Consider the following 25027-nt stretch of genomic DNA (forward strand, 5'->3'; position numbering starts at 1 on the left):
CACTAATAGTTACCTCTTTTTCGCTCCTTCAAATTGACACTCTTATTGAAGCAGTCGTAAACTATAGGAAGGTACTTAGAAGAAGTGAGAGGAGTCTCTTATGAAAAAACAACGGTTACTTATACCTTTATTATTCATAACGGTTGCTATTCTTCTCTCCGCCTGCGGAGAGAAAGAACTCGAGGATCCACTGGAGTGGGAAATCGATAATATAAGTGGTACGACCCAGGCGGGAGAAGATTTTGCTGTTGACGACATGGAGGGGAAAGTGTGGCTCGCTAATTTTATTTTTACCTCTTGTGACACCGTTTGTCCTCCTATGACCCGTAATATGACAAAGATCCAGGACCAACTGGAAGAGGAAGGTATTGAGGCTGAGATCGTTTCTTTCAGCGTTGACCCCGAAGTAGATACACCAGAAATGCTGAAAGAATTTGCCCAGGCTCAGGATGCTGATTTTTCTAACTGGTCGTTTGTGACTGGCTATTCGCAGGAAGAGATAGAAGAATATGCCCAGGATAGCTTTGGAACTGTAGCACAGAAGCCAGAAGGGGCTGAACAGGTTTCTCACGGATCATCGTTTTTCTTGGTGGATAAGAATAACGAGGTTATGAAACACTATAAGGGCGAGACGGACGTTCCATACGAACAAATCATAGAAGACGCGCAAATCCTGGCTGATCAATAAAACCCAGTCTGCCGAGAATATCCTCCGGCAGACTGGGTTTTTTATTATTATTCTTCCTTAAAACAGCGCATTGTAAAACTTCCCTATTCAAAGTACTGTTGATATATACAACCCTTAACCTTGTCAGAGAATTTCTTCTATCCATGGGCCACAGAAGATTCTTTTATTTCACCGCTAATGTGATCACGTGCCCGTTTCATTCTCGTTTTTAATGTGTTTTCATTTAAGTGGAGAACATTAGACATCTGTTTGACCGATAGATCATGAAAATAATACATATTCACAGCTTGATGATAGTCCGGCTTTAAATGGTTAATTGCTTCGCGAACGTATTCGTGTTCTTCTTTTTCTACAAGAATTTCCAAGGGATTACTGTCTTCCGCTTCTCTGCAGTGAAGCCACTGGTCCTCCCATGGCATGACATTGCGTTTCGTGTAGCTTCGCAGATGGTCTTTGCATAAATTGATCATAATCCGAAAAACCCAGGCCTTCATATTATTGCCCTTTTGGAAAAGGTCGAACCTTTCATACGCCTTGAGCAGGGCTTCTTGAACCATATCTTCAGCTGTCATGCTTTCCTTTACGTAGCACCTGGCTGTTCGTAAAAGAGCAGCATAATGATCTTCAACGATTTCATTGAGACTTTGATCTCGATTGATGTCCTTCACAGTGCCCACTCCAATAAATTAACATATTACCTATTTTTACTTATCGTACTATAATCCAACCATTTAGAAATCTAGTTTTTGTACTAAAATCTCTAAGTAATTTAGCAATTTTTATGATTTATTTTCGCAAATCACCATTTTCTGTATCGATTTTTACAAAATATTACGGCAATTGTTACTTTAGACCTATTCAAGGAACGACAAATTCTGTATGATAGTCATTAGAGGGGACAGACTTTGTAAGGTTCCATATCGTCGCAACGGGAAGCGTAAAGGGGTGAAGATTGTTGCATATTGGAAGAAGAATTAATATTTATCGCAGACTCAACCATATGACATTAAACGATTTATCAGGGGACTCCATCTCACCAGCCCATCTTAGTAAAATTGAAAATGGGTACCGCCGTCCCGGGAGATCGACCTTAAAAAAGATCTCTTCTTCCTTGAAACTTCCTGTCACTTTCTTTGAGAAATTTGATGAAGAAGATCCCGAGGTTCATCATGTGCTCACTCAGTTTGAACAATTCATTATTACTAAAATAGAAAAAGCACAGCCACTCGTTGAAACGATTACAGATAATTATTACACATACCTTTCAAACATCCATCAGGAAATCTATTTCTTATTTCTGAAGTGTGCGTATTATTGTAAAATCAAGGATTATAAACAGGCAGAACATACCTATGTAACCTATATCCGCCCTTTTATTGATAAAGATCTGATCCATAAAACTCCTTTATATGTACAGAACGCTTATCATTATTGCGAAGGAATTCGACACTACCAACAGTCAGACTTCAACTTAAGTCTGTCCCATTACAAGAGCTTCTGCATGGAGAATCAGCCTTTAGCTGTCAAAGCCGCTCTCACTTATAATATTGCCGTCTTATCCAATGCAGTAAAGAATTACAGGGACGCTGTCGACTTTAGTCACGAAGCCTTACGCTATTATGAAAGCCTGGAGCAGGATAAAGATGTTTCCATGGTTTATAACTTAATTGGTGTGGTTTTTTTAAATGAGGAAAAGTTCAGTAAATCGATGGATTATCTGACTCAAGCGGAAGAACTGGCTAAGCACCTCCCCAACCGTCGTCTGCTCACGCAAGTCCTGCATAATAAAGGAGTGGTCATGCGTAAGGATGGCTGTAATCAAGAAGCCAGCCGTTATCTGGAGAAAGCGCTGAAGCTTAAAGAAGCTGAGGGACTGACAGCTAACAAACAAATTTCCTATCAGTCATTGTGTAAAGCTTACATCAATTTGAATCGTTTAGAGGAAGCAGATTCGCTGTTTAAAGAAGCAAAAGGAGAAGTTAGTAAGCAAGCTGATTATTATTATCTTCTAGAAGCGTTTCTAGATTACTACCAAAAAACCGGGGATGATGAAGCTTATCAGAACAGCTTGGAAGAATGCATTGAGTTCTTTGAGCGTGATGCCGACCATGAACCTTTAAACACTTTATACTTAAAGCTTGGTAACCATATGTATGAAATCGGGAAATACAAAAGGGCTGCTGAGTGTTATTTATTACATATAAAAAAAACATCAGAAGAGCAAAACACCTGAGTTCCTGTTTCCCAGGCCTCAGGTGTTCGATCATTAATTAAATACGGATCGGAAAAACTCAGTCAATGCATCAAAGAATTCTTGAATGGCGTTAGAAACGTTGTTCCAGAAGCCTTCGTCATTAATAATGTCCTGAAGGCCTCCTGTTAATTCATCCAGCTGGTTCCTGACTTCATCAAAATTTATATTTAAATTACGCATTTGCTCAAATAAATCAACTAACCGCTGACGATCCTCTTCACTGAGCTCGATATTTAAGTTATTAAGCTGTTCCTGGACAATTTGTTCAATCTCTTCTTTAGTCGCGGGATCCTGCTCAGCGATTGCCTTTTTAATTTCTGTTAGAAGCTCGCTGACTTCAGCCTCGTCGACCCCTTCTTCAGCAAGAGACGTCGCCACGTCCAGCTCCTCACTTGCTACTTCCATCCGATCTTCATCTAAAGCTACACCCTTTGCGTCGTAAGCTTTATAAATACCTGTAAGAGCGGAATGACCACTTACTTTGACGGAAGAAGCCACAAGCACATCTGCATTTTCAACTCCTGCTGTTAATAAAGCATTGTAATACATTTCTTTCGTTACTTCGGTAATATCATCCGGCGTAACAATATCAATGTTAATCCCTTCTCCGTCACCCTTGTGGATAATCTTGACGGAAGAATACATGTTGGAATTCGGATTTCCTCCAATATAATTAGCAATATCCTGACCAGTTACCGTAAACTCATCTACTTCTTCATGCTGCTCCACTTCTAGTAAGTCAGCCACTTCGTTTTTTTGAGAATCGGACAAAGCTTCCCCGTAAACAACAATTGGGAGGCCAAGCTTTTCATTAATCGATTCATTTCCCGTAGAAGCCTGAGTACCTTGAGGCAGAAAGGCCAGCATAACAATAAAAGACAGTAAAATAATACCCAAACGATTTTTCATTAGGTTCGTCTCCTTATTTTTAAATTCAAACTTATTTACGAGTGTGCTAAACTTAACTTTTATTATACTTAATTCCGTAGATTTCGCACCTTCTTTTTTAATTTCTCTATACGTAATACGTAACATCACAGCATTAAGTTTCAAAGGAGTGAAAAGATGAATACATTCAAGACCATCTCTCTCTACATATTCGCAATTGCTTTATTCTTAGCGGGGGTCGCCCACTTTGTATACGATGAAGGGTTTGCCGTAATGATTCCGGACTTTGTTCCCTTTCAATTAGAACTTGTGTACATTACAGCAATTATGGAATGGATGCTTTCCCTTTTTCTAATTTTCCCTCAGACAAGACGGGCAGCCGGTATTGCTACAGCCATCTTTCTAGTAGCTGTACTTCCGGCCAACATTTACGCTGCTATTATTGCGGCGCCTGCTCCATGGTCTGATGATCCTAATTTGATTTTGCTTTGGATTCGTCCTCTTCTTCAGCCTTTGTTGATTTGGTGGGTGCTTGCTGCTTCAAAATAATATCCTAAGCCGCCGGGTATTTGATACACTTACTATAGATTCAAAAAAGGAGGCCTTTCATGAGGTTAGAAAATAAAAAAGTAATCGCACTCGTCAGTAAAGAATTTGAAGACCTGGAGTTGTGGTACCCTGTCCTCCGCCTGCAGGAAGAAGGAGCTACCGTTCATCTTGTAGGAGAAAAAGCAGGTGAAGAATACCCTGGGAAATACGGAGTTCCGGCTACAGCTGATTATTCATTTGAAGACATTGACGCTGCTGAATATGATGGAATTCTCGTGCCTGGAGGCTGGTCTCCTGACAAACTGCGTCGTTATGATCATGTTCTTGCCATGGTGAAGCATATGGATGAACAGAAAAAGCCTATTGGGCAGATTTGCCATGCCGGCTGGGTACTGATCTCGGCTAATATTTTGGAAGGCCGAAAAGTAACCAGTACACCAGGAATTAAAGACGATATGATAAATGCCGGAGCCGAGTGGTATGATGAAGCTGTGATTGTTGATGAACATATTGTTTCTGCCCGTCGTCCACCTGACCTTCCGCCTTACGCTAAAGCTTACGCAGATTTACTTGCTGACTAGAAAAAGCAAAGCTCGCCTTCTTTTGAAGACGAGCTTTTTTATTTATCGTTTAAAGCCTCCCCGGCGAGCATACGAAGTACTGCATCATCCATCGGAGGATTGTGGAGGCCCGCTCTTACATCACGGTAATACTTTTCAAACGGTTGGGATTTAGCCAATCCCCTACCTCCGGCTATACGCATAGCGAGGTCTACAACTTCTGTAGCTGTGTTGGTAACCGCCAGCTTAACAGCAGCCAGCTCTGGACCCATATGTTCCCGCCGCTCGGGTTCTTCGTCCCACCTTCTCGCCACCGCATACATAAAGCTGTGGGCCTGCATAAGTTTCCATTCCATTTCTCCAATTTTATCCTGAATGTGGCTGACTTCAGAAATAGGCGTGTCTAAACTATTCGGCTGGAAATTCTTAGCGAACTTAATCGCATCATTGCGCGCCGCTACGGCAATTCCTAAATAACAGGCAGGAATATGAAGCAGCCAGCCTTTAGGAGAGGGTTTCCCTTTGCTTTTCATTTCTACTAAATGGTCAGTACTCAGCTCTACGTTTTCTAAAACTAAATCATCACTTGCTGTGCCACGCATTCCTAATGTGTCCCACGTTTTATCAACTTTAACACCAGGCTGATGGCGGTCAATGATAAACCAGCCTACTTCATCCAGGTGATCCACATAAGCAGAAACGATATAATAATCGAGCAGCTCTGCCATGGAGGTAAAAGTTTTCCTTCCATTTAATACATAATGATTTCCTTGTTTAACAGCAGTGGTTTCAGGGATCCCGCCTCTTGTAGGACTTCCAGTAGCAGGTTCAGTTGCTGCCCGATTGACGACAGCCTGGTCCTCTGCCACTCGTTTGGCCAAAGCAAGAAAATGCTCTTTAGACCAGTTCTTATCCTGACTCAGCTCCATCATCACTCCTACGTGCCAGCCAATCGAGAGAGCTGCCGCACCGTCCCCTTCGGCTATTTTCTCCTGCAGAAACAAAAACTCATATAAAGAAAGGCCCTCTCCCCCTAGTTGCACAGGTAAACTTAAGGAAGGGTAGCCTTCTTGTTTAATCACTTGTAAAGTCTGGTAAGAAAACTCGGCCTCACGATCAGTTTTTTCTACATGAGAACGAGCTTCATCTGCAATCGTGACCGCTTTTTTATATAGACGCTCATGTCTCTCATTTCTCAGCCATGTGCGTATGAGATCACTCATTTTCTCACTTCCTTTTAACACTATACTTAAATCATACAAAAGCGATCAAAATAATGCGAACTATCCGCTTTATGCATGTAAAGGATTTTCAAGAGACAAGTAGAATTAATTGTAAAAAGGAGGTTTTTACATGATTCACCCCATTCATCCGCAAATTAATACGATCTTTGTTCATGTCACAGATTTAGAACGATCCGTCCATTGGTACAGCCAATTACTTGGATTAAAGGCAGACATCGATAGAGTCAAGAGGCCAGTTTATACGTTCAGCTTATCAAATCACGCAAGTTTAACACTTGATGCCGGTCCGCCTGATCAAAAGCCGAAAGACTTCGAACCACTTCCGTTCCCTTTATTTAATATTTACACAAATAATATTTATAAATCCTATTTATTTGTACAGGATAAAGAAATACTTGTTGCAGATTCGATTACTGAATATGATGACTTTTCATTTTTTAATGTGTACGACCCTGACGGACATCTCATCATGATCTGTAACGGATAGAATTTAATAGTTAAAAACACCTATAAGGATGTCGAAAGTTTATCGACATCCTTATTTATAACTCTATAAACAACTGTTCCAAAAACCAGAGTCCAGCTCAGAAGAATATCAACATAAAGCTTAGCAGGATCCTATTTAACCCTTTCTTATGTGCTGCAAAGCTTGTTTAACCGAAGAATACGTACGTAAAGACAACTCAGAGAAATCAGCATAAGGAGTACTTTGCATGGCAAAATTCGGCTTTACTCCTGTAAGCAGAAGCGTGGTCCCCATTATGTTTAGAAGCTGATTTAGTTGATAAATGCCCATATGAATGTTCTCATCGAACGTATATACACTAGACAAATCTAAAATTAGATAATCCTCTTTTTCTTCCTGAACGTGGCGGCCGACTGTATCCAGCATTTCCTGCAGACGGTCTTCGTCTACCGTGCCGATTAAAGGAAGCACCGATATGTTGTCTTCAATTGGGACGATCGGTGTCGACAGCCGTTTCACTTCGGAAGAATAGTGGCCGACCAGAGATTCTGCTTCCCTTCTTTGGGTCACATCCTGCTGTACCCCTACAAAAAATGTCTGGCCCATGTGCGAAATATGTACCGGGTAGATCTGCAGTTCATTCCAGAAAGGGGTGTGATTTTTTTTATAATTAAGAATTTCGACTTGCACGATGCGGAAATTCTCCACGCCTTCCCGGATACTCTTAACTTCTTTATTATCCGTGTCCTTTCCTTGCAAAAAACGGCAATTGTATCCCAGCACTTCATCCGCCTGGTACCCGGTGAGCTCTTCAAACCCTTTATTTACATAGATGATCGGATTATCTTCCTGTTGGGGGTCAGAAATTACAACTCCTGCTCCAACATAATCGATTGCTGCTTTTATAAATTCATTTTGCTGAACCTCTTCTAACTTATCCAATGAATAAAAATGCATATATAAACTCCTCTAAAGTAATATGATTGCCTTCATAGTAAAATGAATCATGGAAAAATTCCAAACAAAAGGCTGACGATTATCACCACGGAATAACTGTTAAATCAGGCCACCTCCGCCTCCATTGCAATGCCTTTTGCTCATATACTTCTTTTGGTATCATTTTTTTATTGGGCCGGACAATCATATTAAACAATTCCTCAAGTCCAAATGGAGCATAGATCCTATAATAGTCATCGATTTTTTTAATCCCTAACGCCGAGGCCGTAGACGGCCATGTGCCGATGGCTTCCTCTACTGATTGGTATGGGCGTATCGGCTTGCCAAATTTCTCTTCATACCATAGATGAACCCGCGCTTCATTCGTCACGTCAATAGAAAAGGGAATGTGACTAAAGCGCTGCCGCAGCTTTTTTTCAAGCGACCGCTCTCCTTCTCCATTAAGGTCGTGAGCGTCATAATAAACTACATCAATATCTTTAATTCCATAGCCTTCTTCAAAACCGCTTAGAACATTCCAAACGGTTTGCGTTATACAACCGGCTCCTATGTAGTAATGATCGAATTCCTGCTCTGCTTCCGCCAACACTTCTTGTAAAAAACTTGTGCTTGTTACAATGTGCTGCAGTTTATCATCTAACATTCCATGCCTCCTTATCCCAAGTACTGTCGGAAAGTAAATTAATAAAAGCAGCCGCCTGAGGCAGGTCACCCACCTCTTTATTAAAGCAGGCCCATGTACTTCTGCTCATCGGGCTGCCGTTTAATTGTAAAGGAATATGGGGCAGCTCCAAAAGATCATCCGTGACTATACTTCCTGGAAGTACCGTGGCACCGAGCCCGGTAACCATTAATTGTTTGGCCGTTTCAAATTGGTCCACTTTCATCGTACGGCGAAAGCTCATTTCTGTTTGCTGAAACATCCACTCATCAATAAGCCTCTGATATTCCATATCTGTTTTAAACTCGATAAACGGACGCTTGACTTTGTGATCAGCCATTATTGTATCAAATAAATACAGAGGATCATCAAAAAGCCGATTCATCTCATACCCCTTAATCGGTTCTCCTCTTACTATAGTAATGTGGTAATCCTCAGCTGAACCTTTAATCTCAGCACTCGCACCCGTAACCAGGTCAACTTTAACGTTTGGATACATATCCGTATACTGCTGAAGGATTACAGGTAAATAATGCTGGCTGATCAATGAGGAAGCCCCTAAAGACAGTGTTCCTCCGACTGTCTCCCTGCTTCGGAGCAAATGATGGTGTAACGATTGTTCTGCAGAAAGTATTGTACGTGCATGCTCCAATACGATTTCTCCCTCAGCAGTAAGTACGAGTCCTTTTGAAGTACGTATGAAAATATCCACCCCTAAACATTCCTCAATATACTTCAAACGCTGTGTTATAGCAGGCTGAGAAATTAATATATTCCTTGCAGTAGCCCGGATTGTTTGATACCGATGCAGCTGTACAAGCAGATTATAGTCTTCAAGCTTCATCCATTCGTCTCCTCTGATTTGATTTACTTATCACTTACTATTGTATATCAATATTACTTTTATCACACGAAGCAGCGTATGATAGACGTAAAGAATAAACGAGGTGAGTTTATGAATCGGAGTAATACTTTTAAACTATTAGCTGGATACTTTTTTTATGAGTGCGGCCGCGCCATGTACTTTGTACTAGTTACCTGGTATTTATATCAATGGACAGAAAACGCCTTATATACGGGATTGTTTGTCAGCTTCGGCTTTATCCCTGGTCTCCTCTCCAATGTAATATTTGGTGTACTAGTGGATCGCTATAATCGAAAAAAGCTTGCGACTTTTGCGGGAGGAATAAGCATTGTTATACTTACTATTCTTTGGGGAACATTTTTAACCAGCTGGATTCATCCGTGGCACATTATACTCACTCATATGATTCTTCAAACTACAGGGTCCCTATTCCGCCCTTCCCTGCAGGCGCTGGTGGCCGAAGTGTCCAAACGGGAAGAGTTGCCGCGGATATTTTCCCTTTCTGGGTCAGCTACGATCTCCGGAAGTCTCTGTGGAGCAGGGATTGGAGGAATATTATCAAGCTTTCTTACGATGCCTTTATCACTTTTAATCGTAATTTTTTGTTATTCGGGAGCTCTTATAGTAATCTCGTGTTTAAGTTACACCCCTGACCCTGACCGTAAAAGCGAGCATGCATTTTTTAAAGAAATTTGCTCAGGATTCAAGTATTTGCACGCCCACACAATGCTTTACGGGCTGTTCGTCATGATGATGCTTGGGCAGCTCACATTTCACACCACACTCGGTTTTTTGTCAGTTTATACAAGCGACTATTTAAAGCAATCAGCATTAGTGTACGGAGCGCTCGATGTAACGTTTTCTGCCGGAGGAATTATAGCAGGTCTGCTTGGGGCTTGGTGGTGGAGACAAATGCAGAATCAACTAGCAGTCTATGCGTTATTTACAATGGCTGCGGGTCTAATAATGGCAGGAGCATTGCCATACTTAGGTACCGCGTTTGCTGGTATTTTTCTTATTGGTATCGGTATATCAATTGTTCGGGCTTTACTTCAATCCGTTCAGCAATTGGCAACTGATCGAAAGTTCCATGGCCGGATGGCAAGCTTCCGTATGTTGTGTAATCAAGCCTCCGTTGTTCTGACAGCTCCAATGTTTGGATGGGCAGCGAGTGCAAATGGAGCAAACTATGTATTTCTGCTTCTCGCAATTCCAAGCAGTTTAGGATTGGTATGGGCATGGTTTCAGTCGAAACATCCTCAATTCAGGGAGATTACATCCAAAACGGCATAACAACAAGGTATGCATTGCGGCATACCTTGTTTCTTTTCATGTATAGAATCATAGAACAGTGACGGCTTCCTCGCTATCTCGCTTCTTCCTTGGGTGTCTTATAAACCTTCTCTACCTCAACCCCCAGTGTCTTTAAATAATCGACGATCTGGTCCAGGCTTTTCATAATTTCACCTCAATATGTCAGTAGAATATCTTAACTCGAACGTATATAACTTATTTACGAGTGACTTGCTTATCAGGTTTCATTTTCTCTAATTTAACCATACCCCATATTTGCTTCTAATATTCAAATTCAAGTATTTTTACATAGTTTTTTCACATTTTATCTTGAAAAGGAAAAAGTTCTTTTACGAGTTCAATAAATACCCAGACGTTCTTTGATATTTCCTTATCATCTGTTGGTGTAACATAGGAAAAGAACCGTGTGGTCGGCTTGAGAAAAGGCAGTGTAAATATGAGATCAGAAGCATCCGAGTGATCAGCCACAGTCCTGGAAATAACGGACACCCCAAGCCCCTGCTTCACACCTTGAATAACTCCGTGATTGCTTCCTATGGTTATAAGTTTTCCAGGGCGAATATTATAACTGTCCCATAAAGACTCCATCACGTCCCTCGTACCTGACCCCTTTTCTCTGCCGATCCATGTCAGGTCCTGTAATTCATTGAAGGTGATCTCTTTGTCTCTTAATGGGTGCCCCTTAGGTATAACGACCACCATTTCATCTTCCATAAAAGGATAGGAAATTAAATCCTTTTGATTTACTTTGCCTTCTACTAATCCCACGTCTAAATTATGAAGCTGTACCTCCTGGTTAACATGTCCGGTATTTTTTATCGTAACATTCAATTCAACTTCCGGATAGAGCTTGTCAAACGCTTTCAATAAAGAAGGTAAAATATATTCCCCTACTGTGTAGCTCGCTCCAATGCGGATTTCTCCTCTCAGCTGATGATGATACTCGAAAACCTCTGTGCGTGCTTTGTCAATTAACCCTAAGAGCTGTTTTGCTCTTTGATAAACAATTTCCCCTGTAGGCGTAATTCGAAATCGTTTCGGTGTCCGGTCAATGAGTGTCGTTTGAAAATATTCTTCGAGACTTTTTATATGAAAGCTTACCGTGGGCTGAGATAAGTTCAGTTTCTGCGAAGCTCTCGTGAAGCTTTCCAGTTCTATGACTTTAACGAAGGTTTGCAAAGATTCGGTATCCATGGCTTCATCCCATTCATTTAAAATATTAATCCCTTGCATTATAAAGTTCTATTTTACTAATCGTCCCCCCGCTCGTATAGTGGTCCCTATACATGTAATACAAAGGTAGGATCTTTATGATTTCTTGTTATAAATCGCACCAGTCTTTCCTTCTCGGGATTTTATTTACGTGCTCACTGGCAGGGATTGGTTTTTTATTTACTTTCATCCCTCTATTCAGTCAAATCGGTCCTTTAACTGCAGCTATAACGTTAGCTGTGCTTTACCGTCATTTTTTTGGTTTTCCAGCAAAATTAAGAGAAGGCATTCAGTTTTCTGCAAAAAAACTGCTAAAAACAGCGATTGTATTATTTGGATTGCAGTTAAATATAAACGTCATTCTCTCTGAAGGCCTTACCTTGCTCCTTCGCGACTCCATCGTTATTGTATTTAGTATAGGGGTGATGATGATCTTTGCCAAATCACTCAAGGCTGATCATTCTCTTTCTTTGCTTCTGGGTATCGGGACAGGGGTGTGCGGAGCCTCTGCAATAGCTGCCGTCTCCCCTATCCTTAAAGTGAAAGAGGAAGATACAGCGTTAAGTGCAGGGATTATTTCATTAATCGGAACCGTTTTTGCTATAAGCTATGTCGTGCTGCGCCCCTTTCTGCCGGTCGATGCAGAGAATTACGGCATGTGGGCGGGACTGAGCTTACATGAAGTTGCTCACGTTGTGCTGGCCGGGGAACCGTCAGGGCAGGAGGGACTTGGAATGGCTCTGCTTGGAAAGCTTGGTCGTGTGTTTCTTTTAGTTCCTGTTTGTCTTATCCTTATGGCTGCCATGAAAAGAAATCAACAAACGAAGGCAAAACACGCCATTCCTTTTCCCTGGTTTCTGGGAGGATTTCTTCTCATGAGTATGGTTGGCAGTTTCCTCTTTAACTCTTATATCCCTGTTTCACATGAAGTTCTTGAGAGTATTTCATTCTTAACGTCCTATATTCTAACTATGGCTATGGCCGGGCTGGGCTTAAATGTGAGCCTGCGGGATGTGAGAAACCGTGCTTTAAAACCGATCGCAGCTGTTGTCATAACTTCTTTGCTGCTTAGTATTTTCACTTTTTTTATTGTTTAATGATATCTATGGAGGTGAATTTATGATTCGTCTGTTAAACCATAGAAACTCTCAAACAGCCAAAGAGATGTTAACCGTTCAAGCAGCCGCTTATAAAGTTGAAGCCAGACTGATCCGGTCAAACAAGATCCCAAGGTTATATGACACCGTAAAAGACATTCAGTTATCTGACGAAACCTTCGTGGGATACCGGGAAAGCAATGTATTAACAGGATTTGTCTCTTATAAAGCAGCGAACACAGACATCGAGATCCACCGGCTTGTCGTAGCTCCTGCCCATTTTAAAAAAGGGATAGGTAAAGCATTAATCGACCACCTTTTCTCTTTATCCCCGCAAAAAATCACCGTATCTACCGGCACAGAGAATAAACCAGCTGTCCAGCTTTACCAGTCACTCGGTTTTAAAGAAGGAAGGAAAATGGAAGCAGCTCCTGGTTTATGGCTTACAGAATTTATTTACATTCAATAACAGAGCAGGACGCTAAAGGGCGCCTGCTCTGATTCTATTTGGAAATCCCGTATTGATTATCAGATTCCGCATACTTATTAAATCTGCGCTGAAACCAGTAAAACAGATGGGTTACAATAACTTTTATAATCGCGTAACCAGGGATGGCAACAATCACACCGATAACACCAAATAAATGCCCTGCTGTTAAAAGGACAAATATAATGGTAACCGGATGAACGTGAAGTCTTTTCCCCATGATCTGCGGAGAAATAAACTTGCCTTCTAACAACTGCACAACCGTCCATACGAGAGCGAGTTTTAACAGCATAAAAGGAGAAGTGACGATGGCTATGATCAGTGCCGGGATGATGGCAATCATCGGTCCCAGGTAAGGCACGACACTAGTTACACTGGCAATCGCGGCCAACAGCAAAGCATAATCCAGACCAATGATAAGAAAACCAATATACATCATAACCCCTATACAAAAACTTACGATGATCTGGCCTTGAATATAAGCACTTAGCTGATGGTCGATCCCTTTAAACACACTGGAAAGCTCAGGTCTAACTTTTGGGGGAAAGACCTTTAATATCATGTTCGGAAACTTCTCACCATCTTTTAATAGATAAAAGAGGATAAAAGGCAGAGTCACAATAGCCACGATCACATTTGTCACCGTGGAAATAAAGTTGGTAATACCTTCTACTGTATTGCCGGCATAAGAAGAAAAGTTATCAGAAACCTGACTGAGCGTTCCTTCCAGGTCTTCGAATAAATTGTTATAATAATTGGCGAAGATAGAGTTTCGGAGCCAGTTGTCGACCGAGCCTGCCATTTCTATTAAGTACTCTGGCAGTTCTTTGGACAGACTTATAAACTGGCGCTCTAAAAAAGGGATAATTAAAAATACCAGAAGCGTTATCAAACCTGCTACCAGAGCAATCGTAACTAATATTCCCCACACTCTTTTTATGCCCAGCCGTTCAAGCAAGACAATAAACGGCCGAAGCAAATAGTAGACTACCACCGTAAATAAGACAGGTAAAGCAATAGTTTCAAGAAAGATAACAATAGGATGAAAAATAAAGGAAACCTGGGTATAAACAAGTACATTCAACCCGATAAATAAAAGAATCGCTAATATGTAAAGTAAATTCCTTCCACCAAAGAAACGAATCATTGGCGTAGATTCCCACTTATCCATGGCTTTCCCTCCCCTGATTATTCCATTTTATCATGAGATAAAAAAACGTGCCTGCTTTGAGGCACGCTTCATTAATATCGTTTGGCCTTACGACTTCTCATAAATTTCCTGATAATCGGATAGATCATAGGACCATATTTAATGGCACGTTTAAGTAACCTTCCCATCGCTGCAACCTCCTACCCGAAATGGTTTGTTAAAGATATTGTTTCCCTTCTAAACTATTTCTAAAACACGATTGCCGTCTATCCTAGAATCTGGTGGTACCAATTCCGTGCTTCTGTCACGTCTTTTGTGCCATGAATGAGGACGCGGCCATCTTTAAAAAACACCATCCGACGATCTTCTTTGTGATACGACAGCAAGAATGGGTTCTGTTCAATATGACCGTCTGTTAAGACAGCCCGGACTTCGTTTAAATCTCTGTCTATTTTGTAAGGAGGCCGGATTTGCACTGTATCCCTGCCGCATAATACGGCTGTCTTCGTCTGGTGCTCCGGTAAGAGGTAAGGATACGAAGGATGTTTACCGCACGACGTACAATCCTCCCGCTTCGCCCTGTCTACTTTCATCTTCGTATAATGATGGTTCCATAAATCGAACGTTATGAATCTGCCTGTCAATGCTTGTGTGTCTTCCACTAAAATTTTCAAAGCTTCTGTCACTTGATGGGCGGTAACCATCTGAACAGCCGGGCTGATGACACCAGCCGTCTCACAAGTAGCACCTCCAATAGGAACGGATTGCAGTAAGCACTGAAGACAAGGAGTTTCTTGCGGAATGATCGTGTAACTCATCCCATGACTGCCGACACACCCACCATAAATCCAGGGAACGCTGTGCTTTTGGCATACATCGTTAACCAGCATTCTTGTATCAAAATTATCGGTCCCGTCAAGAACGACGTCCACTCCTTCAATTAATGTTTCTAATTCCTCGCGCTGTACGTCCATGATGTGCCCTTGTATATCGATTTCCGAATTAATTTTTTTTAATTTTTTTTCTGCTGCTTTCGCTTTCGGCATTCGACGACCGGCATCTTCCTCCGTAAAAAGCTGCTGCCTTTGAAGATTACTCCATTCCACGTAATCGCGATCAACGATTGTAACTTTACCAACCCCTCCACGGACAAGCTGTTCTGCACTGCTCGTCCCAAGGGCGCCGCAGCCAATCAGCAATACATGCTTCTTCTTCAGCTTTTCCTGCCCCTGTTCTCCAATCGGGCGAAAAAGCTGCTGGCGGGAATAACGATCTAATGTCATTCTGGACCTCCATTAATGCTTGATACTTTTAATATTATCACGAAGCTACCTCATTACGCTTCCTCCGGATATTTTCAGAGACTCACCAATGATGTTGGAAGAAGCATCGGATAATAAGAATATAATCGTACGCGCTACTTCCAAAGGAGTGCTTAACTGTCCGGACGGGATGCCTGCTTTTGCTTTTTCCAGCTGGTCTTCAAAGCTTCTCCCTTCACGCTCCCCTTTGCTTTTAATCGCCTGCTGCCCCATTTCTGTGTCTACATAACCCGGACAGACGGCATTTACACGGATGTTGTGTTCAACAGCTTCTAAAGCAAAGGACTGAGTAAACCCTGTAATGGCAAACTTAGATCCACTGTACGCTGTGTTGCCGTGCGTGCCTCTCAAACCGGAAAGTGATGAAAGGTTAACGATTGCACCGTGATTTAACGTCTTCATATGTGCATAGACTTCCTGAGTAAGTAAAACAGTGGAGAAATAATTCAGCTCCATTACAGAGCGCAGCTCATCTTCAGTTAAGTATTCTAATGCATTCCCTCCGATCACGCCTGCCGAGTTGACCAATCCTGAAATCGTTCCAAATGTCTGCTGAGACTCCTCTACCAGCCTCCTTCGATCTTCCGCCTGATTAAGGTCAGCTGGACAGACAAATACTTCCCCTGAGGAACGAACCTGTTCACATTCTTGTTTCAACCCTTTGAGCTTCTCTTTATTTCTGCCGGTAACAGTAACACGGGCGCCGGCCTTTACTGCTTCGACAGCTGCTTCATATCCAATACCCCCCGTCGCCCCTGTAATTAACACGTGCTGCTCTGCTAAGGCTTCGTTTGAAAATACGTTCATCGTATGACCTCCTTTTTATGAGTAAGATAGCACATCCAGGCACGATTCAAACGTTTTTCCATAAAAAAATCAACGTCTCAGATTGTTAATCTTCAGACGTTGATCCACGGAACGGCCATAGGGACGTTCATCGTTATTTGTTTGTTAAAGTTTCGCATAGCTACTGTCACCACTTCTTAAAGTTTATTTCCGTTTGTTTTTACGGAAAGGCATTAGAAGTTTACCGCTTCTTGTACGCTTCACTTTAGTGGAAGCCGCCTGATGAGATTCCTTAGCTTCCTCACTATTCTTGTAATCCTGGTCGAATAGCTCGCGAGCCTTGGAATAAAGCATTGTCATTGTCAAAACCTCCCTTTTTGTAGTATATAAGGCAATTCCCGCTGTTTTTTGATCTAAAACTAAGGAATTTAAGGAAATTTTACTCTGTATAGGGGGGGTAGCGCAATAGTTTTTTTTACAATTTTTATGACAAAATTCGGTGATTATTTTACTACAATCATTTGTTTGCCAAGCAGATGAGTAGAATCTTGATTTGGCGGTGTTTATAATGGGTATTACCAGATACTTAGAAGGAGGTTTTGTATGATTAAGGTTGCGGCTCTTGTGGGAAGCATACGCAAGGACTCTTACAATATGAAGTTAACTCAGTTTATGAAAGATAGATATCGTGACCATTTTGATATCCAGGTGGTAACGATTCGTGATCTAGCTCATTATGATCAGGATATCGAGGAAGAAGCCCCGGCTTCTGTACAACGGTTTAAATCAGAAGTTGCGGAAGCTGATGCTTTTCTTATTGTTACACCCGAATTTAATCACTCGATTCCTGGTGTACTTAAGAATGCGCTCGACTGGCTGTCACGCGGTGATCGTGAGATGGCAAACAAAGCAACATTTATTGCCGGAGCGACGATGGGGGCTCTAGGTACCGTTCGTGCGCAAATGCAGCTCCGCCAGATTTTAAATTCACCTGGTATGGGAGCTAATGTACTACCTGGAAACGAAATCTTGATTGGTTCTGTACAAAATAAAATCGATGAAAACGGAAAGCTGACTGATCCACAAACCATTGATTTCATTGATAACGTAGTTGATCAATTTATTCCTTTCGTGGAAGCCCAGAAAGAGAAAGTTCATTCCTAGCACCTGTCAGGTCTCTCGTCAGCTGCTGCAAAAAATGAACCCAAAAAATTGAACCGTATAAACGCAGATCATTAGCGTAGTCAAAATGCGTAGACTTCTGTAGGAAAAGTGTGAATCGAAGACCCCCTCTTTTGGCACTTAATAATCCGAACTGATTTCAATAATCGTTCGGATTATTATTATGCTTTATTCGTTTTTCCCCAACTCCTTTTCATAAAGTTATTTAGGAAGCGGCCCAGCTTCTATTAATAAATCCACCAAGTGTAAGGCTTCGATTTGGTCTTGCAATCCATGTCGCTCGATGCCAAGCTTCATTTGTAATAAGCAGCCTGGATTTGTCGTTACTACTGCATCCGGCCTGCGATCCTTTACGTCGAACATTTTTAAATCGAGGATTTCCATTGATTCATCGTAGTTTACGAGATTATAAATGCCAGCTGAACCACAGCAGAAGTCGGGCCGTTCCAGCTCTTTTATTTGAATACCAGGGATCGAATTAAGCAGGATTCTTGGCTCCTCGCATACTCTTTGAACATTCGTCATATGGCATGAAGGCTGATACGAAATGATTCGTCGAATTGAGTTAGTAAATGTGAGACCGTCCAGTTCTACGAGGACTTCAGAAATATCTCTTACTTTATCGGCAAATTCTCTTGCACGTTCATGCCACACCGTACCTTGTTCAAATAACTGGGGGTATTCCTTCATTTTAGCGCCGCAGCCTCCAGCATTATTCACAATATAATCCACATCTTCAATATCAAAGGCTTCAATATTACGCATTGCCAGTTCTTTAGCCGACTCACCTTTTCCAGAATGAGAGTGAAGAGCTCCACAACATGTCTGTTCCTTAGGCATAAGGACTTCCGCTCCTGCAAGCCGCAATAGCTCTACTGTATTCTTATTAGTCTTAAAGAACACACCGTCCATGACACAGCCCGTAAAGAACGCTACTGTCTTTCTTAATTTGTAATCCGGTAATACCCTGCGTTTTCGAAATGCTCGCTCAAAAGGACTGGGCAAATCAGGAAGAACGCGCTCAAAACGACTTAAATGCAAGGTTAATGCAGTTAAATGAGTGGTTTGAACCAGCTTTTGCAGGCCGGATTTTTGATAGAGCCATGTGGCGTTTCCTAACGTCCCCATCCACTTGGCAGAAGGGAAAAGAGAGTCAAAAACAAACTCTTCAACTTTTTTCTGGGCTGCTGACTTTACATGATGTTCTTCAATAACTTGCTTTGCTCCTTCAAAAATCATTCCATACTGTACCTCAGTCGGACAAACTGTTGTACAAGCCATGCAGCCTAAGCATTTTTCGATTGGGTCCTTAAGATCTTCTATCGCGGCTTTGCCTTCTGCAACCATTTTCACAAGGTTGATCCGTCCCCTCGGCGAATGTGTTTCTACTTCCATAGTTTCGTAGGTAGGACAAACCGGGAGGCAATAACCGCATTGCACACAATCAAAGATTTTATCGTAGTTTACCTTCTCCTGGATTTCCTGTAGATTATTCATCGCGCAGCACCAACTTTTGTCCTTGCTCAGGGAAGATCTTCCCCGGGTTAAGAATGTTATTAGGATCCCAGCTCTCCTTAATTCTTTTCATTAAATCCAGCCCGGCTGCCCCAAGTTCGTTTTCCATAAATGGTGCTTTCATTGTTCCTATCCCATGTTCCCCTGAAAGCGTGCCACCTAGATCAATTGCAGCCTGGAATAATTCTTCTACGGCTGATTCCACCCTTGCCATTTCTTCCTGGTCTCTCTTATCACACAATACATTTGGATGAAGATTTCCATCCCCGGCGTGTCCGAAAACGACCACTTCTACATGATATTTTTTTCTTATATCGTTTAACCGTTCCAGCATATCGGGAATTTTACTTCGTGGCACAGTGGCATCTTCTGATACTTTTGTCGGTTTGATTTTGGCAATGGCCGGAGAAACTTGCTTCCTTGCATGCCACACCCGTTCTGCCTCCTCTTTCGTCTCTGGTATCGTAATCCGATCTGCCCCAGCTTGTTCCATAATCACGTTAAGAAGTTCAGTTTCTGCTTTTATCGCTTCAGGCTGGCCATCCAGCTCAATAATAACAACAGCGCCGGCATCCATGGGGAGTCCTGCCGGGTGAAAATCCTCAACCGCCCGGATACATGCCTGATCCATGAACTCCATCTTTGCGGGTAGTATTCCTGAGCTCAGTGTTGTTGAAATCGCCTGTCCTGCCGTTCTTACTTCAGCAAAAGAGACCATAATTGTTTGGTAAGCAGGCGGCTTTGGCACAAGTTTCAATGTAGCTTCGGTAATCACTCCAAGTGTCCCTTCACAACCTACGATCAATTTCGTTAAGTCAAAACCGGTTACATTTTTAATAGTACGTCCGCCCGTCCTTATAATTTCCCCTTCAGGCGTTACTACTTCTAAACCAATGACAGAATCCTTGGTTACTCCGTATTTCAATCCTCGGGGTCCTCCGGAATTCTCTGCTAGATTGCCGCCAATCGTTGAGACATGGGCACTGCTCGGATCAGGCGCATACATTAAACCATAGCCTTCAGCTTCTTTATTAATATCTGCTGTGTGTACACTCGGAGAAACGGTTACAATTAAATCCCCTGCCTGCATTTCTATTTTTTGTGGCCATTGGGACATATCTAAAACAATTCCTCCATGCACAGGGAGCGGGCCTCCACTTAAACAAGTACCTGCGCCTCTTGGATATACCGGAACTTTATAATCGTTTGCAATCTTCAGGAGCGTGGCTGCTTCATATTTATTTTTCACTTGCACAACAACTTCGGGCAGATACTCACCAAAAGAAGCATCGAAGCTGTAACTGTACCGATCGGCTAATTGGGTTAAAATCTGCTTTTCGGGAAGGTCCTGCATAATCCTGTCCAACCAGCTGTTCATCTTTAGCCCTTCTTTCAAATAAGTTTATACCAAATTACTTCTGTTTTTATTAGATCATTTCCTGCCAGTGAGAAAAAGTCTCTCATTGTAAGCGTTACCATGAAGGTATATACTAGAAGAAAATGACAGGCGGTGAAGGTTATGTTAACGGAAAAAACAATTCGTCCTCACCCATATTCCAGAAAGCATATCGGAAAGACAGAGAAACTCCCATCCTACCGGGTAGATCTGAGAAGTTATTCGGATAAAGAATATAATAAGTTCGTTGCCCTTAACACTGTTAATGACTGGTCTCAATTAAGCTGGAAGGACATTGGGAAGCCCTTTGAAGTTAAAGCAGAATCAAAAGACAAAACAGCGTGGGAAAACGAACACAAGAAAGCTATGGATCCTCACACCTCCTGGACATATTTTAATAAAGCTTTCCACGAGTGGTTCGTAAAGGATATTCCCCAAGAAGCACAAGAAGCAAAGAAAGATTTTTATAAAAGTTTACGATCCTTCAATCCTAAAGAAGTAAGACAAGCACTGGGAGGTATCGTTCAACTTCAGCTTTGGAATTATGTTCACAGAATTCAAGATGGGATTTGGGACCCTCGCGGAAAAAGAGCGCTGTTCGAAGGGCTTGACCTTCAAAAACCAAAAATTCTTTTCCTTGGAGCCGCCGAAGGGTATGAGGCCATGCAGCTTGGAGCGATGTATCCTGGGGCCGAAATCACTATGGTCGATTATGACGAATACTGCAGGTCGACAAGGTTCGCTGAATTTCCAGAGAGCTATCCTTTTTTAGGTGACAATCCGCGGACCGGACAATCCAAAGTTTATTATAAAGATGACTTTACGATTGATTATGTAGTGGATGATATACGAAATCTTAACTACGGACGTAAGTTTGATATCGTATTATCTGTAGGATTATTGGAACATTTCCCTGATGAATATAAACATGAGGTGGCCGATTGGCACAGACGATTTTTAAAGCCTGGTGGTTATGCGATACTTACAACTCCCCGGAACCAGGTTCGATCAAGAGTTTATTATCGCATTATGGCAGATATAATGAACCATACGTACCGCGAACTTATGACAGTAGAACAGATGGGACTGTATATGTACGAAAATGGTTTTGATATTTTAAGGCATGGATATATTAAAGTTCATAATGGACTTGTCTGTCAGCCACGATAAAAAAGAAACAATCGCCTGGAAAGTTAATAGAATTTTGGGGAAGAAGCTTTGAGAAAACAAACAGGACTCAAGAAGTTTTTCTCTCCTCCAAAGGGGCAGTATCGAGATACCAACCTTCTTATAATAACAGAAGAAACCAAACATCAGGATGTAGAGAAATTCTCTACATCCTGAAGCTGATCAACCAGCGAGCTTATGAGCGTTTATCACAGTAAATATGCATCGCTTTATATAAAAATTGAGCATAGCCTTTTTTCTTTTTATCAATGTTTGCTGTAAACCTGGGATCATTTACATACATATCGGCTAACCCTCGGAATATCTCAAGGTTGCAATCGTAGAAATGGTCCGTAATGTGCTGCCGCTTAGCATTAATCCACTTTTGAACCTCTTCGTCTCCCGGTCCGCGGCCCATTAGCTGTATTAAATGACCATCAATATTCTCACTTTCTTCGTGAATCTTCCTCCAGTCTTTCTCTGTATAAGAAGCTGTCTTTTTAGCTGATTGCTTATAAGCATCTGTATTTCCCCACCTTTGTTCAGCTTCCTTCGCATATTTCTGTTGATGCTCTTCAATTTTCTTCATATCGAATGGTTCAAACCGATCTTTATGAGACATCGTTCTTCCTCCTTCATAAGTGTGAAGTGACTCCTCGATAGATTGAATTATCTTATCAAGCCTCTTTCTCTTTTCTAACAAAACAGCTTTGTGCTGCTTAAGTGCAAGTTTTTCATTAAATGCAGGATCATCCAGGATTTCTTTAATTTGATTGAGCGGAAAATCAAGTTCTTTAAAGAAAAGAATCTGCTGGAGACGAACAAAATCGTCATCACCATAATAACGATATCCATTTGCTCCTTTTTTAGGAGCAAGTAGTCCGATTTGATCGTAGTGATGAAGCGTGCGCACACTAACCCCAGCTAAATCAGCTGCTTCCTTTATTTTATACACAGGTGATCACCTCACTATCTATCTTAATCTATGACGTAACGTGAGGGTCAATATTATTTCCCGGGGAATATTGTCGATTTTTAAGAGATTTCATAACATACAGAGGGATTATTAATGTTATGAAGAATACTTTTGTAACACTAACTTTTAAATGAGGTCATAATCATGAATATGTATTGCCAAAGCGCCTTCCATCAATTAGAAATTGTTATTGCATCACTTTCAGAAATTATTGGTCAATTAAAAGAAGAAGACTTGCTATTCCGCCCCACTGCCGGGAAATATTCAGTCGGTGAGTTGCTTCAGCACTTAGCTATGATACCTGCTGCAGATGGCCGAATCGCTGAAGGAGCGACTGAAGAAGAAATGCGGCAGTTTTACCGCTCTGTTTCATTTCATTCCAAAGAGGACATCTCAAATACACTGTTTGACCATTTTGCGCAGCTTAAATTTCAATACGAGCATTATACAGAAGAACACCTGTTTACGGAGATCACTTCTTGGTGGGATGTTACATATACGCGTTTCGAATGGCTTCTTGAAATCGTAGCTCACATGTATCACCATCGAGGCCAGCTTCATTCTATGCTTGTTCATAATTCAAAGCTTGATCCTGAAATCATGTTATTTGAGTAACTGAAGGTAAAAGAAAATAGACGATAACGGCATTAACACCTTCTTTAATCAGTCGAAATCACACGAAACCTATCTAAGAGTGATATGTAATTTTTTCAAAAAATCAGTGATCTGCAAATTAAAAATGGACACATAAAAATGGTCTCAAGCTGGCGAGAAAGTCTCGACAGCTCTGTTTAATTTCTCTCGCTTTAATTATTAGAATCCGGCATTATCCCTAATTATACGGAGATAATTACCCCTCAACAGGCCACCTTATATTATTCAAGATGACGATTAACAGCTATATCGCAAGCATTACTGACAGCTGTGACTACAGAATTTCAAAATGACGCTTGAACGAGGGGAAAGTGTCTTTCTCTCAAGGAACTTCCAGAGAGCAAGGACCCTTGAGGCAAGAAGAAAAGCTTGTGGAAAACCACCATGGGGTTCTCCACAAGCTTGACACCGCACAAAGGCGGCCTGTTTCAGCTTTTTTTCTTCTTTTTCCCTAGTGAAGTAGGAATATCTTCTTTATACGCATAGGAGAATAACAAGGATACGAGTATTGCTCCTCCAATCAAATTTCCGATACTTGCTGGAATCAAGTTGAGAAAGATATATTCATACCACGTATATTTATCTGAAGCGAGGACGCCCATACTGAAGTATCCCATGTTGGCTGCACTGTGCTGGAAGTTACCTGCAACAAATAAAATAACGGGCAAGGTGGTTCCTAAAATTTTCCCTGTTATATCTCTGGCTGCTGTCGTAAGAAATGCCGCCATACCTATAAGCCAGTTTGCCAAAACACCCGAAACGACAATTTCAAACCATCCCTTATACCCGGCGTTCATAAACTTCATTTTCTTATCTAAATAAGATGAAAGTTCCGTATAGAATTCAGCATTCAGAGAGCCTGACACCTCTATAAGAAACGCCACCATGAAAGCGCCGATGATATTCCCAATATAAGTTGAAGCCCAGAACTTATAAATGTTGACTTTCATTAGATTGGCTTTATTAAACAGGTATGAAGGGAGCAGGACGTTAATTTCCGTAAATAACACGGCTCCTGATATAAACACCATGGCATAACCAGCAGCAAAGCCAAGGCCTGAAAGTAAATAAAATATGCCCTGTGTTTCCACACCTTCTGCCAGCAGGATAGAAAAAATTGCACCAAACGTCATAAAAGAACCAGCCGTTAAAGCCAGTAAAAATTGGCTCCCAAATGGCTGCCTTAAATGATCTCTTCCCTTTTCTCCAAACTCATCTACAATTTGGGAAGGAATATAGAACTGACGTCCTGGACGATCAATTTTCGAAGAATTTTGATCTGCTTGTCCGTCCTCTTGCCGTTCTTGCTGTTGTTCTTGTTCTTTCTCACTCATCTTTTTCCCTCCCGTCATCTATTTATTCCCTTTCCGATGAGGTAATAATCTAATTCCAAATGATTACGCATATTTCGCCTGAATCAGGCTAAATTACTTAGTAAACTGCATCTAGGAGGGAATTTATGGGAAGCCGAGATCAAGTATGTTTGGCGTGTGATGGACGCGGATTATTGATGGATGATGAAGAATGGCAGTATACCTGCAAAATATGTAACGGAGATGGGTTTATGCCCCAGCACTCTAGTGTGGCAAATCGTCAGCCTGCCGATACAGACGATATGAACCGTATTCTAGATTAAA

The 25027-nt window shown here is 41.6% G+C and carries 27 protein-coding genes; 12 read left to right on the forward strand and 15 right to left on the reverse strand.

The window, feature by feature from the left end; genetic code table 11:
- The first annotated feature begins 100 nt into the window (after positions 1-100).
- Complete coding sequence (locus tag C1A12_RS19505; RefSeq protein ID WP_101846736.1) at positions 101-688, forward strand: SCO family protein; 588 nt, start codon at positions 101-103, stop codon at positions 686-688.
- Positions 689-825: 137 nt separating this feature from the next.
- Here C1A12_RS19505 and C1A12_RS19510 read toward each other — a convergent pair whose 3' ends face one another.
- Positions 826-1356, reverse strand: a complete 531-nt coding sequence (locus C1A12_RS19510; protein ID WP_159462240.1) for an RNA polymerase sigma factor — start codon at positions 1354-1356, stop codon at positions 826-828.
- A gap of 287 nt (positions 1357-1643) precedes the next feature.
- Between C1A12_RS19510 and C1A12_RS19515 the strand changes: the two genes are divergently transcribed.
- Positions 1644-2921 (forward strand): helix-turn-helix domain-containing protein, encoded by a 1278-nt coding sequence (locus C1A12_RS19515; protein WP_101846740.1) that lies wholly within the window; start codon positions 1644-1646, stop codon positions 2919-2921.
- A gap of 33 nt (positions 2922-2954) precedes the next feature.
- Here the strand turns inward: C1A12_RS19515 and C1A12_RS19520 are convergent, their stop codons facing one another.
- Positions 2955-3851, reverse strand: a complete 897-nt coding sequence (locus tag C1A12_RS19520) for a DUF1002 domain-containing protein (protein ID WP_101846742.1) — start codon at positions 3849-3851, stop codon at positions 2955-2957.
- Positions 3852-4007: 156 nt separating this feature from the next.
- Between C1A12_RS19520 and C1A12_RS19525 the strand changes: the two genes are divergently transcribed.
- Together C1A12_RS19525 and C1A12_RS19530 are read left to right on the forward strand one after the other, a co-directional pair.
- On the forward strand, positions 4008-4379 hold the full coding sequence (locus C1A12_RS19525; RefSeq protein WP_101846744.1) for a hypothetical protein: 372 nt from the start codon (positions 4008-4010) through the stop codon (positions 4377-4379).
- 59 nt (positions 4380-4438) lie between these two features.
- Positions 4439-4960, forward strand: a complete 522-nt coding sequence (locus tag C1A12_RS19530) for a type 1 glutamine amidotransferase domain-containing protein (protein ID WP_101846746.1) — start codon at positions 4439-4441, stop codon at positions 4958-4960.
- A gap of 38 nt (positions 4961-4998) precedes the next feature.
- Here C1A12_RS19530 and C1A12_RS19535 read toward each other — a convergent pair whose 3' ends face one another.
- Positions 4999-6162 carry an acyl-CoA dehydrogenase family protein gene (locus C1A12_RS19535; RefSeq protein WP_101846748.1) on the reverse strand — a complete coding sequence of 388 codons (1164 nt, stop codon included), beginning with the start codon at positions 6160-6162 and terminating at the stop codon, positions 4999-5001.
- A 130-nt stretch (positions 6163-6292) separates the two neighbouring features.
- On the opposite strand from C1A12_RS19535, the gene C1A12_RS19540 reads away from it, so the two are divergent.
- Positions 6293-6670, forward strand: a complete 378-nt coding sequence (locus C1A12_RS19540; protein ID WP_235001689.1) for a VOC family protein — start codon at positions 6293-6295, stop codon at positions 6668-6670.
- A 135-nt stretch (positions 6671-6805) separates the two neighbouring features.
- On the opposite strand, the gene C1A12_RS19545 is transcribed toward C1A12_RS19540, so the two are convergent.
- The 3 genes from C1A12_RS19545 to C1A12_RS19555 all read right to left on the reverse strand — a co-directional run bounded on the left by C1A12_RS19545 (position 6806) and on the right by C1A12_RS19555 (position 9111).
- Positions 6806-7606 carry an STAS domain-containing protein gene (locus C1A12_RS19545; RefSeq protein WP_101846750.1) on the reverse strand — a complete coding sequence of 267 codons (801 nt, stop codon included), beginning with the start codon at positions 7604-7606 and terminating at the stop codon, positions 6806-6808.
- A gap of 82 nt (positions 7607-7688) precedes the next feature.
- Entirely contained in the window at positions 7689-8249 is a 561-nt protein-coding gene (locus C1A12_RS19550) for a nucleotidyltransferase family protein (RefSeq protein ID WP_101846752.1), read from the reverse strand.
- Positions 8239-9111 (reverse strand): LysR family transcriptional regulator, encoded by an 873-nt coding sequence (locus C1A12_RS19555; RefSeq protein WP_101846754.1) that lies wholly within the window; start codon positions 9109-9111, stop codon positions 8239-8241. The genes C1A12_RS19550 and C1A12_RS19555 overlap by 11 nt, the downstream gene beginning before the upstream one ends.
- Before the next feature lie 111 nt (positions 9112-9222).
- Here C1A12_RS19555 and C1A12_RS19560 point away from each other — a divergent pair, with 111 nt between their 5' ends.
- Positions 9223-10425 carry an MFS transporter gene (locus C1A12_RS19560; protein ID WP_101846756.1) on the forward strand — a complete coding sequence of 401 codons (1203 nt, stop codon included), beginning with the start codon at positions 9223-9225 and terminating at the stop codon, positions 10423-10425.
- Between the two features lie 318 nt (positions 10426-10743).
- Here the strand turns inward: C1A12_RS19560 and C1A12_RS19565 are convergent, their stop codons facing one another.
- Positions 10744-11679 carry a LysR family transcriptional regulator gene (locus tag C1A12_RS19565; protein ID WP_235001690.1) on the reverse strand — a complete coding sequence of 312 codons (936 nt, stop codon included), beginning with the start codon at positions 11677-11679 and terminating at the stop codon, positions 10744-10746.
- Positions 11680-11756: 77 nt separating this feature from the next.
- Here C1A12_RS19565 and C1A12_RS19570 point away from each other — a divergent pair, with 77 nt between their 5' ends.
- Both C1A12_RS19570 and C1A12_RS19575 read left to right on the forward strand, forming a co-directional pair.
- Entirely contained in the window at positions 11757-12755 is a 999-nt protein-coding gene (locus C1A12_RS19570) for a YeiH family protein (RefSeq protein ID WP_101846758.1), read from the forward strand.
- A gap of 22 nt (positions 12756-12777) precedes the next feature.
- The gene (locus C1A12_RS19575; RefSeq protein ID WP_101846760.1) at positions 12778-13224 is read left to right on the forward strand and encodes a GNAT family N-acetyltransferase; all 447 of its coding nucleotides are present in this window, start codon (positions 12778-12780) and stop codon (positions 13222-13224) included.
- A gap of 34 nt (positions 13225-13258) precedes the next feature.
- Here the strand turns inward: C1A12_RS19575 and C1A12_RS19580 are convergent, their stop codons facing one another.
- The 4 genes from C1A12_RS19580 to C1A12_RS21275 all read right to left on the reverse strand — a co-directional run bounded on the left by C1A12_RS19580 (position 13259) and on the right by C1A12_RS21275 (position 16860).
- The gene (locus tag C1A12_RS19580) at positions 13259-14413 is read right to left on the reverse strand and encodes an AI-2E family transporter (protein ID WP_101846761.1); all 1155 of its coding nucleotides are present in this window, start codon (positions 14411-14413) and stop codon (positions 13259-13261) included.
- A gap of 245 nt (positions 14414-14658) precedes the next feature.
- Positions 14659-15675, reverse strand: coding sequence for a MoeB/ThiF family adenylyltransferase (locus C1A12_RS19585; RefSeq protein WP_101846763.1), 1017 nt, complete (start codon positions 15673-15675; stop codon positions 14659-14661).
- Positions 15676-15720: 45 nt separating this feature from the next.
- Entirely contained in the window at positions 15721-16521 is an 801-nt protein-coding gene (locus tag C1A12_RS19590) for an SDR family NAD(P)-dependent oxidoreductase (RefSeq protein WP_101846765.1), read from the reverse strand.
- 183 nt (positions 16522-16704) lie between these two features.
- On the reverse strand, positions 16705-16860 hold the full coding sequence (locus C1A12_RS21275) for a hypothetical protein (protein WP_200816625.1): 156 nt from the start codon (positions 16858-16860) through the stop codon (positions 16705-16707).
- Positions 16861-17103: 243 nt separating this feature from the next.
- On the opposite strand from C1A12_RS21275, the gene C1A12_RS19595 reads away from it, so the two are divergent.
- Entirely contained in the window at positions 17104-17664 is a 561-nt protein-coding gene (locus C1A12_RS19595) for an NADPH-dependent FMN reductase (protein WP_200816626.1), read from the forward strand.
- Between the two features lie 219 nt (positions 17665-17883).
- Here C1A12_RS19595 and C1A12_RS19600 read toward each other — a convergent pair whose 3' ends face one another.
- Together C1A12_RS19600 and C1A12_RS19605 are read right to left on the reverse strand one after the other, a co-directional pair.
- On the reverse strand, positions 17884-19179 hold the full coding sequence (locus tag C1A12_RS19600; RefSeq protein WP_101846767.1) for a (Fe-S)-binding protein: 1296 nt from the start codon (positions 19177-19179) through the stop codon (positions 17884-17886).
- Positions 19172-20575, reverse strand: coding sequence for an FAD-binding oxidoreductase (locus C1A12_RS19605; RefSeq protein WP_101846768.1), 1404 nt, complete (start codon positions 20573-20575; stop codon positions 19172-19174). Before C1A12_RS19605 ends, C1A12_RS19600 begins: the two co-directional genes overlap by 8 nt.
- Before the next feature lie 141 nt (positions 20576-20716).
- Here C1A12_RS19605 and C1A12_RS19610 point away from each other — a divergent pair, with 141 nt between their 5' ends.
- A complete protein-coding gene (locus C1A12_RS19610) occupies positions 20717-21763 on the forward strand; it encodes a bifunctional 2-polyprenyl-6-hydroxyphenol methylase/3-demethylubiquinol 3-O-methyltransferase UbiG (protein ID WP_101846770.1) in 1047 nt (348 codons plus the stop codon).
- Between the two features lie 193 nt (positions 21764-21956).
- Here C1A12_RS19610 and C1A12_RS19615 read toward each other — a convergent pair whose 3' ends face one another.
- On the reverse strand, positions 21957-22715 hold the full coding sequence (locus C1A12_RS19615; RefSeq protein ID WP_101846771.1) for a MerR family transcriptional regulator: 759 nt from the start codon (positions 22713-22715) through the stop codon (positions 21957-21959).
- 165 nt (positions 22716-22880) lie between these two features.
- Between C1A12_RS19615 and C1A12_RS19620 the strand changes: the two genes are divergently transcribed.
- Positions 22881-23351 (forward strand): DinB family protein, encoded by a 471-nt coding sequence (locus C1A12_RS19620; RefSeq protein ID WP_101846773.1) that lies wholly within the window; start codon positions 22881-22883, stop codon positions 23349-23351.
- A 467-nt stretch (positions 23352-23818) separates the two neighbouring features.
- Here the strand turns inward: C1A12_RS19620 and C1A12_RS19625 are convergent, their stop codons facing one another.
- On the reverse strand, positions 23819-24724 hold the full coding sequence (locus C1A12_RS19625; protein WP_101846775.1) for a formate/nitrite transporter family protein: 906 nt from the start codon (positions 24722-24724) through the stop codon (positions 23819-23821).
- A 125-nt stretch (positions 24725-24849) separates the two neighbouring features.
- On the opposite strand from C1A12_RS19625, the gene C1A12_RS21280 reads away from it, so the two are divergent.
- Positions 24850-25026: a hypothetical protein gene (locus tag C1A12_RS21280; RefSeq protein ID WP_200816627.1), complete on the forward strand. Its 177-nt coding sequence runs from the start codon at positions 24850-24852 to the stop codon at positions 25024-25026.
- Position 25027: the final 1 nt, after the last annotated feature.

Origin of the sequence: Halobacillus sp. Marseille-P3879, from assembly GCF_900240285.1 — a bacterium.
Taxonomy (GTDB): domain Bacteria; phylum Bacillota; class Bacilli; order Bacillales; family Halobacillaceae; genus Halobacillus_A.